This is a genomic window from Cellulomonas fimi (assembly GCF_028527925.1).
In the GTDB taxonomy this organism is placed as follows: domain Bacteria; phylum Actinomycetota; class Actinomycetes; order Actinomycetales; family Cellulomonadaceae; genus Cellulomonas; species Cellulomonas fimi_C.
In genome coordinates this window covers 134969-150186 of sequence record NZ_JAPESW010000004.1, presented here as the reverse complement: position 1 = coordinate 150186, position 15218 = coordinate 134969, and the positions used below count along the sequence as shown (strand labels likewise).

Sequence of the window (15218 nt, the reverse complement as noted above, 5' to 3'; positions counted from 1 at the left end):
CGCCCGACCCCCGGCCCACCTCGCCCGACCTCGACCTCCCGCGCCGCGCCGCACGTGGAGGTCGCGCCCGCTCAGGCGCCCTGCTGCTCGCGGTTGCGGCGCAGGACCTCGAGCTCCGCGCTCACGACGCCGAGCACGGCGAGGTCGACGAGCAGCCCCCAGCTCGCGTCCCACTCGGACAGCCGGAACAGGAAGAACTGCGTGACGAGCAAACTCACGAGGACGGCGCGCCGGAACCAGCGGTAGCCCTGGACGGCGTCGCGTCGCACCCGCAGCAGCCCGACGACCGCGAACGCGGCGCCGCGTCGACGACTCGACCGCCACCACGACGAGGACCGTCGCCACGAGCAGCACGACGGGCGCGACCGCCCACCACGCGGGGTCGACCGCCGGGTCCTGTGCCTGCCCGGTGACGAGCCGCAGTGCGAGCGGTCCGACGAGCGTGCCGACCAGCAGCACACCGAGGAGGACCCCGCCGACGGCGCCCACGAGCGTCGGCGGGAGCAGCTCGCCCGCCGCGACCCTCGCCGCGGCCCTCCCGCGCAGGCCCAGCACGCGTGCGCTCGCCAGCGACCGGGCGCGGCCGGGTGCGGACGCGGCGGCGTCGAGCACGACGACCGTCGCGGCCAGCGCCGCGCAGACCATTGCGACGAGCAGGACCAGGCCGACGAGCCCGCTCGTGAGCGGGTCGGACCGCCGGTCGGCCAGCCACTGCACCCGGGACAGGTCGCGCGCCCCGGCGGCCGCCGCAGCCGCGTGGGCCGCCGTCGCCGCACCCGGTCCGACGGCCCACACGGTGTCGGCGTCCGCCACGCGGCTGTCGGCCCCCGGGGGACGTGACCCGCTCCGCGCCTCCCGCGCGTCCGCGAGCGCCGCGGCGACCGCGGTGAGGGTGGCACGGTCGACGACGACCGTCGGGACGTCGTCGCCCGGCGGAGTCGGGAGGACGGGGGCCGCCCCCACGGGGTCCAGGTCGATCGTGACGTCGCCCCACCGCAGGGCGGCGTCCGCGTCGAGCAGCGGCGCGGCGACGAGCGCGGGGAGCGGCCGCACGCCCGTCCCGGCCCGTGCGAGGGCCGAGGCGTCGGCGAGGGTCGCGAGCGCGGGTGCCGGTCCGGTCGGGGTACGGGCGAGCAGGTCGGCGTAGGGGAGCGGGTCGACCGCGAGGACCCGCACCGTGCCCACGCGGGGCACGCCGAAGAGCTGCGCGTCGTCCTGCACGCGGGCGACGGCGACCGCGTCGACACCGTCGGCCGCGGCCAGCGTCTCGGCGACCTGCTCGACGGCGGGGTCCGGGGCGGTCGTGCGGACGACGACGTCGGCACCGACGGCGTCCCACGCGCCGTCCTCCTGACCGGCCCGTGCGGTGCCGACGAGCGCGGCGCAGAGCGCGACGAGGGTCGTGAGGACGACGAGCGCGACGAACGGCAGGACCGCGCCCGTGGACCGTGCGCGGGCCATCGCGAGCAGCGGCCCGGCCTTGCGGGACCGCCGCGCGGCGCCGAGCGCGGCGCCGACGAGCGGCGGGACCCCGCGCCACAGCAGCAGCGCACCGGTCACGGCGACGAGGACGGGCGCTGCGGCGAGCAGCAGGTCGGCCGCACCGGACAGCGACGCCGCACCGCGGCGCACGAGCGCGGTCGTCGCGCCGACGGCGACGATCAGCAGCGCGGCCTCGAGCGACACCCGCCGCACGGTGCGGACGCGCTGCGCGAGGCGTCGACGGTGCCGGTCGGTCGGCACCCGACGCGGCTCGACGCGGCGCGCCGTCACGGTCGCGCACACGGTGGCGGCGAGCACCCCGACGGCGGCGACGCCGGCGACCCACGGCCAGGTCACGGCACCGGGCGCGACGAGCGCGCCGACCACGAGCCCGACCGCGACGCCGGCGCCGACGACGACCGCCGACTCGGCGGCCGCGGTCCCCGCGACACCCGCGAGCGACGTCCCCCGTGCGCGGACGGTGCGCAGCGCGGTCGCGCGACGGCGCGCGAGAAGGTCGCCCGCGACGAGCAGCACCAGAGCGGCGCCGGCCGCGAGCCCGGTGAGCACGACGACCGCCTGCGACCAGGTGGCGTCCACGCGCCCAGCGACCTGCGTGAGCAGCAGGTCGAGGCGCGACGTCACGCGCACGTCCGACCCGGGGACGGTGAGCACGTCGGGGGCGGCCTCGAGGGCGGCGACCTGCCGGACCAGGTCGCGGGCGCCGGCGTGGTCGAGCGCGCCGGGGTCGACCGTGAGGCGGAACGTGCGCGTCACGCCGTCGGGCTCGAGCGCGGCGCGCGCGGCGGGCAGGGCCGCAGCCGTCAGCAGGCCCGCGACGACGGTCGTGCGCGCGTCGTCGCGTCCGTAGACGCGTGGTCCCAGGAGCTCGGCGCGGGCCGTCCAGGCCGGGTCGTCGACGTCCTGCGCGTCGTACACGCCCGTGACGACCAGCGGGACGGTGGTGCGGTCGGCCGTGGTCGCCGCGAGCGAGTCCCCGGCCCGCACGCCGAGGGTGTCCGCGACCGCCGCGGACAGGCCCACCTGGACGGCCCCGTCGGGGCCCGGGCGGCCGGGCGCGACGCCGTCACGCCACCGGACGGTCGGCTCCTGCCCCGCCCACACGTAGGCGAGGCGGAGCAGCCCGCCCGTCGGGAGTCCCGGGGTGCTGAGCGTCAGGTCGGTGCTCGACGCGGACGCGACGGGCGGGTCGAGGACGGCGCCCACGGCCGCGGGGAGCGCGGCGTCCAGGGTGCGGGCCACGTCGTCGACGCCGATCGTCGTGTCCGTCGCGCCCGCGGTCGCGTCGGACGTCCCCGCGCCGTACCGGGCGGCGACCACGAGGTCCGCGGCCGGGTCGGCCGACGCGACCGCGATGCGCACCGCGGTGTCGGCCCGGGCCGTCAGCAGCCGCGGGACGGCGTCGGTCACGGCGACCAGGAGCGCGACGACGACCGCGGTGACCAGCAGCGGCCACAGGTCGGCGCGGGCCCGGCGCCACGCGGCGCTCATGCGAGCGAGTCCATCCGCAGGCGCGCGATCGTCGAGCGGCGCACGACCCGCGACGCGAGCGGCAGGACGACGGCGGCGCACCCGAGCAGCAGGACGACGACTGCGGCCGCCTGCGCCGACCACGGCCACCGCGGGACGGCCGCGGGGACCGGGACGAGGCCCTCGGGCGACACCGCGAGCAGCGGCCCGACCGCCCAGCACGCGAGCAGGCCCAGGAGCGCGCCGAGCAGCAGCGGCGCCGCGACGACGAAGCCCTGCTCGGCGAGCACCGACGCGAGCACCGTGCGGCGGGACGCACCCAACCCACGCAGCCGCGCGACGTCGAGCTCACGCGCCTCGAGCGCGGCCGTCGCGTGCAGCGCGGTCCCCGCGAGCGCGAGCACGACGGCAGCGACCACCAGCAGCGCCGCGGCGGCGCGCTGCGCGGCCCGCAGGGGTCCGTCGACGGCGTCGCGCACCACGGCGGCGCGGTCGACGACCGGCGTCGTGCCGAGGCCGGCCAGCGTCGCGGCCGCGTCGGCGGGGACGTCACCGCCCACCCACCACGCGTCGGTGAGCGGCGCGAGGTCGCCCAGGCTGAGGGCGGCGCGGGACAGCGCGTCGACGTCGGCGAGCAGCGCGGGCCCGCGCGGCTGCGACGGCACGTAGGGGGTCACGCGCTGCACGACGGCCTCGACGCGCGTGAGGCCGAGCGACACCTGCACGCCGTCGCCGACGTCGATCCCGAGGTCCGCGGCGAGGGGTGCCGACAGCACGACCGGCACCTCCTCGACCGGCTCGAACGCGAGCGCGGTCAGCGCGCCCTCGGTCCAGTACAGGCCGGGCAGGTCGAGGCTGCCCGTGACGGTCAGGTGCACGCCGTCCGGCCCGGTGTCGGCGGTGACGTCGGTGAGGGTGAGGACGCCGAAGTCGTCGCGCGGCGGCGTGGCGGGCCACCACGAGCCGCCGGGTGCGGACGTCGCGCCGGGCAGGGTCACGTCGATCGTGAACCGGGGTGAGCCCCGCCGGTCGGGGTCGCTGCCGACGGCCGAGAGGCGCGCGTCGACCGCGACGACGCGGACGTCGCCCGGGACGTCGACGGTGGTCGTCGTCGCGGTGCCGTCGAGCAGCACGGTCCCGACGGGGACCGCGGCCCGGGCGCCGTCGGCGTCCTCGACGACGAGGCTCAGCACGGCCTCGACCGGGACGTCGTCGCCGTCGACCCGTCCCGCCACGACGACGTCCGTCCGCCCGCCCGTGAGCTGCGCGCCGACGGCCGCGCGGTCCGGCGCCAGCCCGGCCGTCGCGTCGCCCCAGCCGCCCGACGGGAGGCGGCCGCGCAGCAGGCCGTCGGCGTCCCGCGTGTCGACCGCGACGAGCTGCACGGCTTCGTCGCCGCTGTTCGCACGCGAGCCGAGCACGGTCGGGCGCGTCGTCGCGGGGCTGATGCGCCCACCGGTCGTGTCGCGCACGGCCGCTCCCGAGCCGAGGACGTCGCCGGGGGCAGGGACGGACAGGTCCGTCCCGACGAGCGCCGCGGCCTGGTCGCGCTGCGACTGCGTCCACGTCGCGGCGAACCCGACGCCGAACGTCGCGCACGCCGTGGCGAGCACCAGGAGGAACGCCGCAGCGGCACCCTGGCGGCGACGCGCGACTCCCCAGGCGGCGAGCGGCAGCGTGAGCGTGCGGGCCGAACCGGCGCGCGCGTCGACCCGACGCGCGAGGAGCGCGAGCGGGCGCAGCAGGAGCGCCGCCCCGGCGATCAGGCAGACCACCGGCGACGCGACCAGCACGGGGTCGACCACGGTGCCGGTCGCGACACGGTGCGCGCGGAGCTGGAGGAACGCGAGGGCGGCGAGCGCGAGCAGCAGCAGGTCGGCGCCGGACCGGGCGACCACGCCGACCCGGTCGTCACGGCCGCGCGGCGACGACGTGCGCAGCCAGGGCAGCACGAGCAGGCCGCCGAGGACGAGCGTCACCGCAGCGACGCTCACCACGAGCGTCGCCAGGCCGCCCGGCGGCACGGGTGCAGGCCCGAGACCGACCGCGTCCGCGAGCGCGCGGTACAGGGCGAGCGCGAGGCCGGCCGCGGGGACGACGGCGAGCACCGCGAGCGCGGCAGCCTCGGCCGCGGCCTGCGCGACCAGCCGTCGGCGGCCCATGCCACGCGCGGCGAGGAGCGCGGCCTCAGGCGCGCGGCGACCGGCGACGAGGCGTGCGGCGAGTGTCACGGTCGTCGCGGCGAGCGCGCCGCCGAGCAGCGCGACGGCGAGCACGCCGGAGCCCGTGACGCGACCCTGCTCACGAGCGGTGCCGAAGGTGCGCGCGTACGGGCGGTCGACGACGATGTTCTGCGCGTGCTGCTCCAGCGCGGTCTCGAGCTCGCCCGGCACCGCGTCGACGCCGTCACCGGCACGGACGAGGTCGTGCGCGTCGGCGCGGCTGAGGTCCGGCTGCACGGTCAGGGTGACCCGGCGCAGCGGGATGCCGCTGTCGGCGACGCCTGCGGGTGGGACGACGAAGGGTCCGTAGGCCGCGAGGTGACCACGGAAGTCGGGGCTGACGCCCGCGCCGCGCAGCGGGTCCTCCTGCCAGGACGCGCCGGGCCGGGGTGCGAAGGTCCCGACGACGGTCAGGGCGACCCCGTTCCCGCCCGCCTCGGCGGCGAGCGCCGTCGTGCTGCCGACGTCGAGGCCGAGGGCGGTGGCGGCCGCCACGGGGAGCGCGGCCTCGCCGCGTGCGGCGGGCCACCGGCCCGCGACCACGGTCCCGCGGGCGTCCGGGTCGTCGAGCTCGGCGAGGTAGCCCAGCCGGACGGGTCCTGAGTCGGCCGGCAGATACTGCACGACGCTGGACGCCCACGTGGTCCGCGTCGTCGGGAGGTCGCCGAACGGTGTCGTGAGCAGCGCGGTCGCCGTCGCGAGGGCGTCCGACGCGTCGCGGGCGGTCGCGGCGACGAGCGGGTCCACGTCGGGGTCGTCGGCGTCCTCGGGGAATCCCAGCGCCACGGCGACCTCCACGTCGGCGGCGGGCGCGTCGGACATCGCGAGCTGCAGCGCCCGCTGCGGCGCCGCGGTCGTGAGCAGCACGCACACGCCGACCAGCGCCGACCCGGCGACCATGACGGCGAGCACGGCCGCGAGCACGCCCACCTGCGCGCGGCCGCGTCGCCAGACGTGCTCACCCACGCGCGACCGCCTCGACCACCCGGCCGTCGACGAGGTGCAGCGCGCGGTCCGCGAGCGCGATCATCACGGGGTCGTGCGTCGAGACGATCGCGGTCATCCCCTCGGCCTCGACGACGCCGCGGATCAGCGCCATGACGGCGAGGCCGGTCTCGCTGTCGAGCTGCCCGGTCGGTTCGTCGGCGACGAGGAGCCGCGGGGACGACGCGAGGGCGCGGGCGATCGCGACGCGCTGCTGCTGGCCGCCGGACAGCTCGTCGGGGCGCTGCTCGGCGTGCTCGGCGAGGCCGACGAGCTCGAGCAGCATCTCGACGCGACGTTCGCGCACGTCGACGGGCGCCTCGTGCAGCCTCAGCGGCACGCCGACGTTCTCCGCGGCCGTGAGGGCGGGCATGAGCCCGAACGTCTGGAAGACGAAGGCGACGCGGTCGCGTCGGAGCGTGGCCTGCCCGTCGTCGTCGAGGGACGCGACGTCGACGCCGTCGACGTGCACGGTTCCCTCGTCCGGGCGGTCGAGACCGCCGACGAGGTTGAGCAGCGTCGTCTTGCCCGATCCCGAGCGTCCGACGAGCGCGACGAGCTCGCCGGGGGCGACGTCGAGGTCGACGCCGCGCAGCGCGTGCACCGCGGACCGCCCGCTGCCGAACGTGCGGTGCACGCCGCGGACCTGCACCGCAGCGCCGGGGGTGGGGCTCACCGGGCACCGCCGTCGCGCCAGACGGCCAGGTGGTCGGCCTCGAGCACGAGGCGCACACGGCTCGTGAGGGCGAGCGCCTCGCGGTACTCGCGAGGCACCTGCAGCCGGCCGGCCCGGTCCATCACCGCGTACTCCTCGTGCACGACGTCGCCGTCGGTCTCCCGGCGCAGCACCTCGCTGCTGGTGCGCCCGTCACGGATCGCGACGGTCCGCTCGACGAGCGCGCTCACGGCGGGGTCGTGCGTCACGACGACGACGGTCGTGCCGGCCTCGCGGTTCACGGTGCGCAGCGTCTCGAAGACCTCCTGCGTCGTGGTCGTGTCGAGCTCACCCGTCGGTTCGTCGGCGAGCAGGAGCTGCGGCGCGTTGGCCAGGGCCGTCGCGATGGCCACGCGCTGCTGCTCACCGCCCGACATCTCCTGCGGCTGCCGGTCGGCGACGTGGCCGACGCCCACGAGCTCGAGCAGCTCCTCCGCGCGCCTCCGCCGCTGCCGGCGGGGGACCGTCGTGATCGGCAGCGCCACGTTCTGCCGCGCGGTCAGGTAGGGGAGCAGGTTGCGCGACGTCTGCTGCCACACGAACCCGACCATGTGCCGCCGGTAGACGACGCGGTCACGCGCGGGCATCGCCATGAGGTCCCAGCGGCCGACCCGCACGCGGCCCGCGGTCGGCGCGTCCATCCCGGACAGGACGCCGAGCAACGTCGACTTGCCCGACCCGCTCGCCCCCACGACCGCGACCATCTCGCCCTCGTGCACGAGCAGGTCCAGCCCCTGCAGCGCCTGCACCTCGACGCTGCCCGACTGGTAGATGCGCACGAGGTTGTCGCACACGACGAGCGCGTCGTGCCCGTACTGCGCCGGGCGCGGAGCGCGGCCGCCCAGCGCCTCGAGCGTGCTCTCGGACACCGACCGCTCCCTCCGTCGCACGAACGTCCACCGCGCAGACTAGGCGTGTTCACGCTCACATCGGGGCGAACGCGCTCCGTGGCACGGGCGTACCGTCGTCGTGTGGAGCTGCGCATCCGTGGGCACGACCTCCCGGGCCGCACCTGCGGCGGGTTCACCGACGTGCACGTCGGCGTGCAGGTGGGGCGCGCACCCGCCGGGCTCGTCCCGGCCGACGCGGCCGACCCCGAGTGGCGCGTCGAGCTCGAGGTCGTCGACGACGGCCAGGACGTGCGCGGACCGGCCGTGCAGGGGCGTCGCGGTGAGCGGTTCGTCTACCTCACGTGGGGACAGGGGTCGGGCGACGACTTCGCGATGTTCCGGCGCGCGAAGCTCATGCTCGCCGACCTCCCCGCGACGACCGGCGTCGTGGTCGCCGACGTCGACCTGACCGACGACGCCGGCCTCCCGCGGGCGGCCCGTCTGCGCCCACCCGCCGTCCGGTGGTCGACGCGGCCCTAGCCCAGCCCCGCCCGCGGCGCGCCCTACCGGGTGACGACGGCCTGGATCTCCGCGACCGGGAGCTCCGCGGTCGCCGTCGTCGTCTGCGGCTCACCCACTTCCCGCGTCCCCGCAGTGGCCGTCGAGGTCCACGTCGCGTGCCACCTGCCCGTCGCGGTCAGGGTCGTCGTCGGCAGGCTCTGCCCGGCCTTGACGCCCTCCCGCGCCGACGAGCGCGTGAACACGATCGCGCAGCCCTGCGTCGCACCGGCCGCCCAGGCGGTCCCCGGCGTGCCGGTGCAGGTGACGGCCTCGGCACCGGGAGCCTCGACCCGCAGCGAGTCGAACGTCGACGTGACCGTCGCGGACAGCCCGGGGATCTCCGCCGTGACCTGGACCTGCACGGTCGGGTCGTCCAGCCACACCCACGTGTCGATCCCGACGAACGTCGACCCGTCCCCGGCCCGGCGCGGGTTCCACTGCACCTGACCGGTCGGCAGGTCGGTCTCCTCGAACGCGATCTGCGCGAGCGTCTCCGGGGGGACGACCTGCGCGTTCGGCGGTGTCTCGCTCGCCTCGACGTAGACGATGTCGTGCGTGGCACGGAACGCCGCGTACGCGGCCTGGTAGGCCGCGGAGTCCGGGAACCGGTCGCTGTCGCACGTCGGGTACCACCAGTGCCCCTCGGCGTCGTCCTGGTGCTCGAGGTACCCCGGCCACGGCTCGAACGTGTCCTCCGGCGGCAGATGGTGCTGGAGGTCGCGGAAGCTGCCGCCGGGCGCCCACGCGTCCGCGTACTCCTGGCCCGTCCACGTCTGCCGGTAGAAGCACGCCGGCGCGGCGCGCACCGTCCGCCGTCCCGACGTCGCGCTCTCACCCCCGCCGCGCACGCCCGTGCCCCACACGACGACCGAGATCCCCTCGCCGTCGGCACCCGCCCCGACCCCCGAGCCACCGCCCGACCCGGGCGGCGGCGACGTCCCGCCGCAGGACCGGTCGAGACAGACGTCACCGGCTCCCGGGGCCGCTCGCAGGGCGGCAGGGCGGAAGGTCGACGCCGCGTGCACGGGCGTCGCAGCCAGGACGACGAGCGCAGCGATTACGGCGACGGCCTGTGCGCGACGGGTCGCCGTCAGCACGGCTCACCGGTGTTGTCGGTGGTCGTCACCTGCCACGGGAGGTCCGGCGTCTTCGTCAAGCCCGTCACCACGACGGCGGGAGCGGCGCCCACCTCGGCCCCGGTGCGGGTCGTCCCGTCCGCGAGCGTGACGACGGCGCCCGTCGAGTCGTTGCAGGTCCTGATCGTGGCCGTCACCGCGTCGGCCTGGACGTCGAGGAAGCGGACCGAGGTCCGGCCGCCGATGTCCAACCCGGCGTTGCCGTCGACCTGGGTCCGCACGACGTCGAGCACGGCCGGAGCCGCGACGGCCTCGAGCGTGCCGGCGACGGCGCCGTCCGTGGTCGAGCGCCAGAACTCCACCTCGAAGAGCGTGTAGACGTCGAGCGCCGCGCGGGCGTCACCGGTGACGTCGGGCAGGTCCTCGAACCGGATGCCCAGGGCCTCGTCGGACCGGTCGATCGGGCCCGACGCGGTCGCCGTCGGTGTCGGCGTCGGGCTCGGTGCCGCGCTGGTCGCCGCCGCCGGGGTCGGCTCGGGCTCGGGCGTGGTGCACGCGGCGAGCAGCAGCCCGGCGCACGCGATCGTCACGGTCGTCCGAACGGTCGCTCGCACGGGTCGGCCTCCTGATGTCGGGTTTGTCCGGGCGACGATAGCGAACCCGCGCACGCCCGGGCCGGGCCGTTCCGCCGAACGTGTCCCGCACGCCGGGGGGACGTGGTCGACGCGGGCCGGTGCCGAGCCGCGGGCGGACCCTGGTTCCCCCGCGGAGCGCGCCGCTAGCGTGGCGAGCACCGACGTCCGCGCCGAGCGAGGAGGACCGCCATGCGATCCGTGCTCGTGACGGGCGCGTCGACCGGGATCGGCCGCGCGACCACCGCCGCCCTCGTCGCCGCACGCTTCCACGTCTGGGCGACCGTGCGCCGGCCGGACGACGCCGACAGCCTGCGAGCCGAGCACGGCGACGCCGTCACCACCCTCCTCCTGGACATCACCGACGACGAGGCCGTGCGCGCTGCGGGGGAGCAGGTCCTCGCGGCGGGACCGCTGTTCGCGCTGGTCAACAACGCGGGCGCGGCACTGCCCGGGCCGCTCGAGCACCTGCCGCTCGACGTGCTGCGCCGCCAGCTCGAGGTGAACCTCGTCGCCCAGCTCTCCGTCACGCAGGCGATGCTGCCCGCGCTGCGGGCGAGCCGGGACGCCGCGCAGGACGCACGGATCGTGATGATCGGGTCCATCGGGGGCCGGCTCGCCGGGCCCGTGCTCGGTGCCTACAGCGCGGCGAAGTTCGGACTCGTCGGCCTGGCCGGGTCGCTGCGCGCCGAGCTCGCACCGTCGGGCATCCGCGTGCTGCTCGTCGAGCCGGGAGCCATCGCCACACCCATCTGGGCACGCGGCGAGGCCGCCGGCCAGGCCGTCACCGACGCGATGACCCCCGAGGCCCTCGTCCGCTACCGCGCACAGATCGACCACGCCCTCGCGAACGCGCGCCGCAGCGCGGTCCGTGGCGCCCCGCCCGAACGCGTGGCGCGTGCCGTCGTGCGCGCCCTCCTCGACCGGGACCCGGCACCGCGCCGCGTCGTCGGCCGCGACGCCCGCGTCGCCGCCGCGATGGTGCGCGTGCTGCCGCACCGCGCGCTCTACCGCCTGACGGCCGCGCGTCGCTGAGCCGCTCGGCGGCGCGGTACCGGTCTGCGCCCGTCGACGAGGACCGCGGTCCTCACCGTGCGCCGAGCCGTCCGTGGCGGCCGTCGCCCAGCACCCCGAGCGCCGGCTCGTCCGCCTACGTCGCAGGCAAGAGATCGGCAGGGCTGCCGATGTCCTGGGACCCGGACGTGGGTTGGATGGTGCGTACCGGGCGTTGCGGAGAACGCCAGGTCGCCGGACGGCGAGACCGGACCGGAGAGTCGCGGGTCGTGCACCCGTCGGATCGGTGCACGACCGCTCGCACGACCTGAGCACGACCCCGACCGGCGTCGGGGTCCGGCGGACCCGAACGGAGATCGACATGGCACGTGCGGTCGGCATCGACCTGGGCACGACGAACTCGGTCATCGCCGCGTGGGAGGGCGGCGAGGCGACGGTGGTCCCCAACGCGGAGGGGGCCCGCACCACGCCGTCGGTGGTCGCGTTCACCGAGAGCGGCGAGCGGCTCGTGGGCCAGCTGGCTCGGCGGCAGGCCGTCCTCAACCCGAAGGGGACGATCTACTCGGTCAAGCGGTTCATGGGCCGGCGCTACGACGAGGTGCAGACGGAGGCCGAGCAGGTCACCTACGACGTCGTGCCCGACGACGGCGGCAACGCGCGGATCGAGGTCCGCGGCAAGCTGCACGCGCCGGAGGAGATCTCCGCCCTCATCCTGAGGAAGCTCGCCGAGGACGCCGGCCGCCAGCTCGGGGAGAGGGTGACGCAAGCGGTCATCACGGTCCCGGCGTACTTCAACGACGCCCAGCGGCACGCCACGCGGGACGCCGGCAGGATCGCGGGGCTCGAGGTGCTCCGGATCATCAACGAGCCGACCGCGGCGGCACTCGCCTACGGGCTGGACAAGCGGGAGCACGAGATCGTGCTGGTGTTCGACCTGGGGGGCGGCACGTTCGACGTGAGCGTCCTCGACGTCGGCGACGGCGTCGTGGAGGTCCGGGCGACGGCCGGTGACACGCACCTGGGTGGTGACGACTTCGACCGGCGCGTCGTCGACCACCTCGCCGACCAGTTCCAGCAGGAGAACGGCATCGACCTGCGCAAGGACCCCCAGGCGCTGCAGCGGCTGTCCGAGGCCGCGGAGAAGGCGAAGGTCGAGCTCAGCTCCGTCACCCAGACCCAGGTGAACCTGCCCTTCGTCACCGCGGACGCCACCGGACCCAAGCACCTCACGTCGACGCTGATGCGCTCGACGTTCGAACAGCTCACGGCGGACCTCGTCGAACGCACGATGGGACCGGTCCGGCAGGCGATGTCCGACGCGAAGCTCGGCGCGGACGACGTCGACGAGGTCATCCTGGTGGGCGGCTCGACGCGGATCCCGGCGGTGCAGGCGCTCGTGAAGCGCCTCACCGGCGGCAAGGAACCGAACATGACCGTGAACCCCGACGAGGTCGTCGCCGTCGGTGCCGGCATCCAGGCCGGGGTCCTCACCGGCGACGTCTCCGACGTCCTCCTGCTCGACGTGACCCCGCTGTCCCTCGGCGTCGAGACCCAGGGCGGCCTCATGACGAAGGTCGTCGAGCGGAACACGACCATCCCGGTGCGCCGCAGCGAGACGTTCTCCACGGCCACCGACGACCAGCCCGCGGTCGACATCGTGGTGCTCCAGGGCGAGCGCGAGCGCGCCGCCGACAACCGCGTGCTCGGCCGGTTCCAGCTCACGGGCATCCGCCCGGCACCCCGGGGAGAGCCCCAGGTCGAGGTCGTCTTCGACATCGACGCCAACGGCATCCTCAACGTCACCGCACGCGACAAGGACACCGGGGTCGAGCAGGGCATCACGATCTCCGAGAGCACCAACCTCGACCAGTCCGAGATCGAGCGCATGGTGCAGGAGGCCGAGCGCAACCGGACGTCGGACCAGCAGCTCCGCCAGGAGGTCGACGCACGCAACCAGCTCGACTCGCTGGCCTACCAGGTCCAGCGCCGGCTCGACGAGCTCGGCGACGCGGCGCCGTCGCACGAACGCGCTCGGGCCGAGATGCTCGTCGCCGACGCCCGCCGGGCCGTCGAGGAGCAGGCACCGACAGGGCGTGTGCGCGAGCTGACCGACGAGCTGCAGCAGGTCCTCGCCGGCCTCATGGCGGCGCCGGCAGCGGCGAGCGAGACGGCCGGCGTCGGCGCGCGCACGACCGGCACGGCGGGCGACGCCGAGGACGACGTCATCGACGCCGAGTTCGACCGCGGCTGACGACCGATGACCGACCACGCGGCGGGCACGCCGACAGGCACCGGGACCGACGCGCCGACCGACGCGCCGGACCCGGTGCGTGAGGGCCGGCCGGGCACCGCCGAGCCGTCGCAGGACGGGACCGCGCCCCCGGTCGCGGCCGCCGACGCGCCGCCCGCGGGCCCCGACGTCGCCCAGCTGCAGGACCGCTGGCGACGCGCCCTGGCCGACCTGGACAACCTCCGCAAGCGGTACGCGACGGAGCTGGAGCGCGAGCGTGGGCTCGAGCGGGACCGTGTGACCTCGGCCTTCCTCCCGGTCCTCGACAACATCGACCGCGCGCTCGAGCACGCCGGGGCGGACCCGCGCTCGATCCTCGAGGGCGTCCACGCGCTGCGCGAGCAGGCCCTCGCGGTCGTGGCAGGGCTCGGCTTCCGACGGGAGGACGAGCCCGGCGTCCCGTTCGACCCGACGCGCCACGAGGTGGTCGCGGTGGTCGACGCCGGTGACGCCGACGTGGCCCCCGGTGCCGTGGTGCAGGTGCTGCGGCCCGGGTACGGCGCCCCCGGGCACCAGCTGCGGCCGGCGACCGTCACCGTGGCGCAGGGCCCGGCGGGCTGACCGATGGCTCGCGACTACTACGACGTGCTCGGGGTGTCGCGCGACGCGGGACCCGACGAGCTCCAGCAGGCGTTCCGCCGGCTGGCGCGGCAGAACCATCCCGACGTGACCCGGGACCCGGGCGCCGAGGAGCGCTTCAAGGAGGTCAACGACGCCTACTCGGTGCTGTCGGACCCCGACAAGCGCACGAAGTACGACCGCTTCGGCGACGACTTCCGGCACGTGCCCGACGACTGGGAGGAGCGCGTGCGGGCGGGTGCGGGCGGAGGTCCGGGTCGCGGTCGCCGGACCGCGTGGACGGGGGGCGGCGGCCCTCGTGCGGGCCGCGCCGACTCGGGTGACGGCGGCTTCTGGGGAGGGTCGGGCGGCGTCGACATCGAGGACCTGCTGGGCGACATGTTCGGGGGGCGCGCGAGGAGCCGGGCGGGCCCGCTCCCCGGGGCCGACCAGGAGGCCGAGCTGCCGCTCACCGTCGAGGAGGCCTACCGCGGAGGGCGTCGGCAGATCACCCTCAACGGCCCGGACGGCCCTCGCCAGTACACGGTCACGATCCCGCCGGGCGTCACCGAGGGACGGCGCATCCGGTTGGCGGGTGAGGGCGGCCGCGGTGCGGGCGACGGGCCGGCCGGCGACCTGTACCTCGTCGTGCGGCTCCAGCCCCACCCCCTGTTCGACGTGGACGGGAAGGACATCACGGTGCCGCTCAAGGTCGCTCCGTGGGAGGCGACCCTCGGGACGGCCGTCCCGGTGCCGACACCGGGCGGGGACAGGACGGTGACGGTCCCCGCGGGGTCGTCGTCCGGGAGACGCCTGCGCCTGCGGGGCGAGGGCCGAGTCGGCGGGCGGTCGCGCGTGCTCTGGGGCATGGTGCTCGCCAACCGTCCGTGGCTCCTCCTGCCGGGCTCAAGTCGGCGCTCGTCGCGGCCCTGGCGACCGGCGCCGTCGCCACGATCAACTCCACCGTCTGGCTGCTCGCGAGCTCGTTGTCGTGGTGGCGCCTCCTCGTGGCGACGATCCCCTCCATCGCGCTCGTGGTGGGGTGGCTCGTGATCGACGGGGAGCTGTGGGACCGTCCCGACGACGACTCCGCGCAGGCGCGTGAGCGTTCCCGGCGGTACAACGTCTCGACGATCCTCACGCTGACCACGGGCGTGCTCATCGCGTACGTGGCGCTGTACGTCGTCAACCTCGCGTGACCTGGGACCCGTGTACGAGCTGGCCCCGCGCACCTGAACGACCCGCGACGAGGGGCCGCGACGCGTCCCGGACGGACCTCGCGCCCCCTTCGATCGGTCGAACGACCGATTGTGCGGCGCCCGGCCAGCCAGCAACGTGGAGGGCTCACACGGCGGTCCGCGCC

Annotated in this window: 12 protein-coding genes; 6 read left to right on the top strand and 6 right to left on the bottom strand. The window is 76.4% G+C overall.

From position 1 onward, the window contains the following. The 4 genes from OMK64_RS03675 to OMK64_RS03660 all read right to left on the bottom strand — a co-directional run. A partial coding sequence (locus tag OMK64_RS03675; RefSeq protein WP_374694054.1) for an FtsX-like permease family protein occupies positions 1 to 2994 on the bottom strand: 2994 nt, incomplete at its 3' end. Further along, a complete protein-coding gene (locus OMK64_RS03670) occupies positions 2991 to 6161 on the bottom strand; it encodes an FtsX-like permease family protein (RefSeq protein WP_272726615.1) in 3171 nt (1056 codons plus the stop codon). The genes OMK64_RS03670 and OMK64_RS03675, both read right to left, overlap by 4 nt. Continuing rightward, entirely contained in the window at positions 6154 to 6855 is a 702-nt protein-coding gene (locus OMK64_RS03665) for an ABC transporter ATP-binding protein (RefSeq protein WP_272726614.1), read from the bottom strand. The genes OMK64_RS03670 and OMK64_RS03665 overlap by 8 nt, the downstream gene beginning before the upstream one ends. Next, entirely contained in the window at positions 6852 to 7763 is a 912-nt protein-coding gene (locus OMK64_RS03660; protein WP_272726612.1) for an ABC transporter ATP-binding protein, read from the bottom strand. The genes OMK64_RS03665 and OMK64_RS03660 overlap by 4 nt, the downstream gene beginning before the upstream one ends. Positions 7764 to 7865: 102 nt before the next feature. Between OMK64_RS03660 and OMK64_RS03655 the strand changes: the two genes are divergently transcribed. Then, complete coding sequence (locus OMK64_RS03655; RefSeq protein WP_272726611.1) at positions 7866 to 8264, top strand: DUF5990 family protein; 399 nt, start codon at positions 7866 to 7868, stop codon at positions 8262 to 8264. A gap of 23 nt (positions 8265 to 8287) precedes the next feature. Here OMK64_RS03655 and OMK64_RS03650 read toward each other — a convergent pair whose 3' ends face one another. Continuing rightward, a complete protein-coding gene (locus tag OMK64_RS03650) occupies positions 8288 to 9382 on the bottom strand; it encodes a hypothetical protein (RefSeq protein WP_272726610.1) in 1095 nt (364 codons plus the stop codon). Next, entirely contained in the window at positions 9376 to 9975 is a 600-nt protein-coding gene (locus OMK64_RS03645) for a hypothetical protein (RefSeq protein ID WP_272726609.1), read from the bottom strand. The genes OMK64_RS03650 and OMK64_RS03645 overlap by 7 nt, the downstream gene beginning before the upstream one ends. 210 nt (positions 9976 to 10185) lie before the next feature. On the opposite strand from OMK64_RS03645, the gene OMK64_RS03640 reads away from it, so the two are divergent. The 5 genes from OMK64_RS03640 to OMK64_RS03620 all read left to right on the top strand — a co-directional run bounded on the left by OMK64_RS03640 (position 10186) and on the right by OMK64_RS03620 (position 15054). Continuing rightward, complete coding sequence (locus tag OMK64_RS03640) at positions 10186 to 11028, top strand: SDR family NAD(P)-dependent oxidoreductase (protein ID WP_272726608.1); 843 nt, start codon at positions 10186 to 10188, stop codon at positions 11026 to 11028. A 340-nt stretch (positions 11029 to 11368) separates the two neighbouring features. Continuing rightward, positions 11369 to 13258 (top strand): molecular chaperone DnaK, encoded by a 1890-nt coding sequence (dnaK, locus tag OMK64_RS03635; protein ID WP_272726607.1) that lies wholly within the window; start codon positions 11369 to 11371, stop codon positions 13256 to 13258. Positions 13259 to 13264: 6 nt separating this feature from the next. Next, positions 13265 to 13858, top strand: coding sequence for a nucleotide exchange factor GrpE (locus OMK64_RS03630; RefSeq protein ID WP_272726606.1), 594 nt, complete (start codon positions 13265 to 13267; stop codon positions 13856 to 13858). Between the two features lie 3 nt (positions 13859 to 13861). After that, complete coding sequence (locus tag OMK64_RS03625) at positions 13862 to 14908, top strand: DnaJ C-terminal domain-containing protein (RefSeq protein ID WP_272726605.1); 1047 nt, start codon at positions 13862 to 13864, stop codon at positions 14906 to 14908. After that, entirely contained in the window at positions 14905 to 15054 is a 150-nt protein-coding gene (locus OMK64_RS03620; protein WP_272726604.1) for a hypothetical protein, read from the top strand. Before OMK64_RS03625 ends, OMK64_RS03620 begins: the two co-directional genes overlap by 4 nt. Positions 15055 to 15218 lie beyond the last annotated feature (164 nt).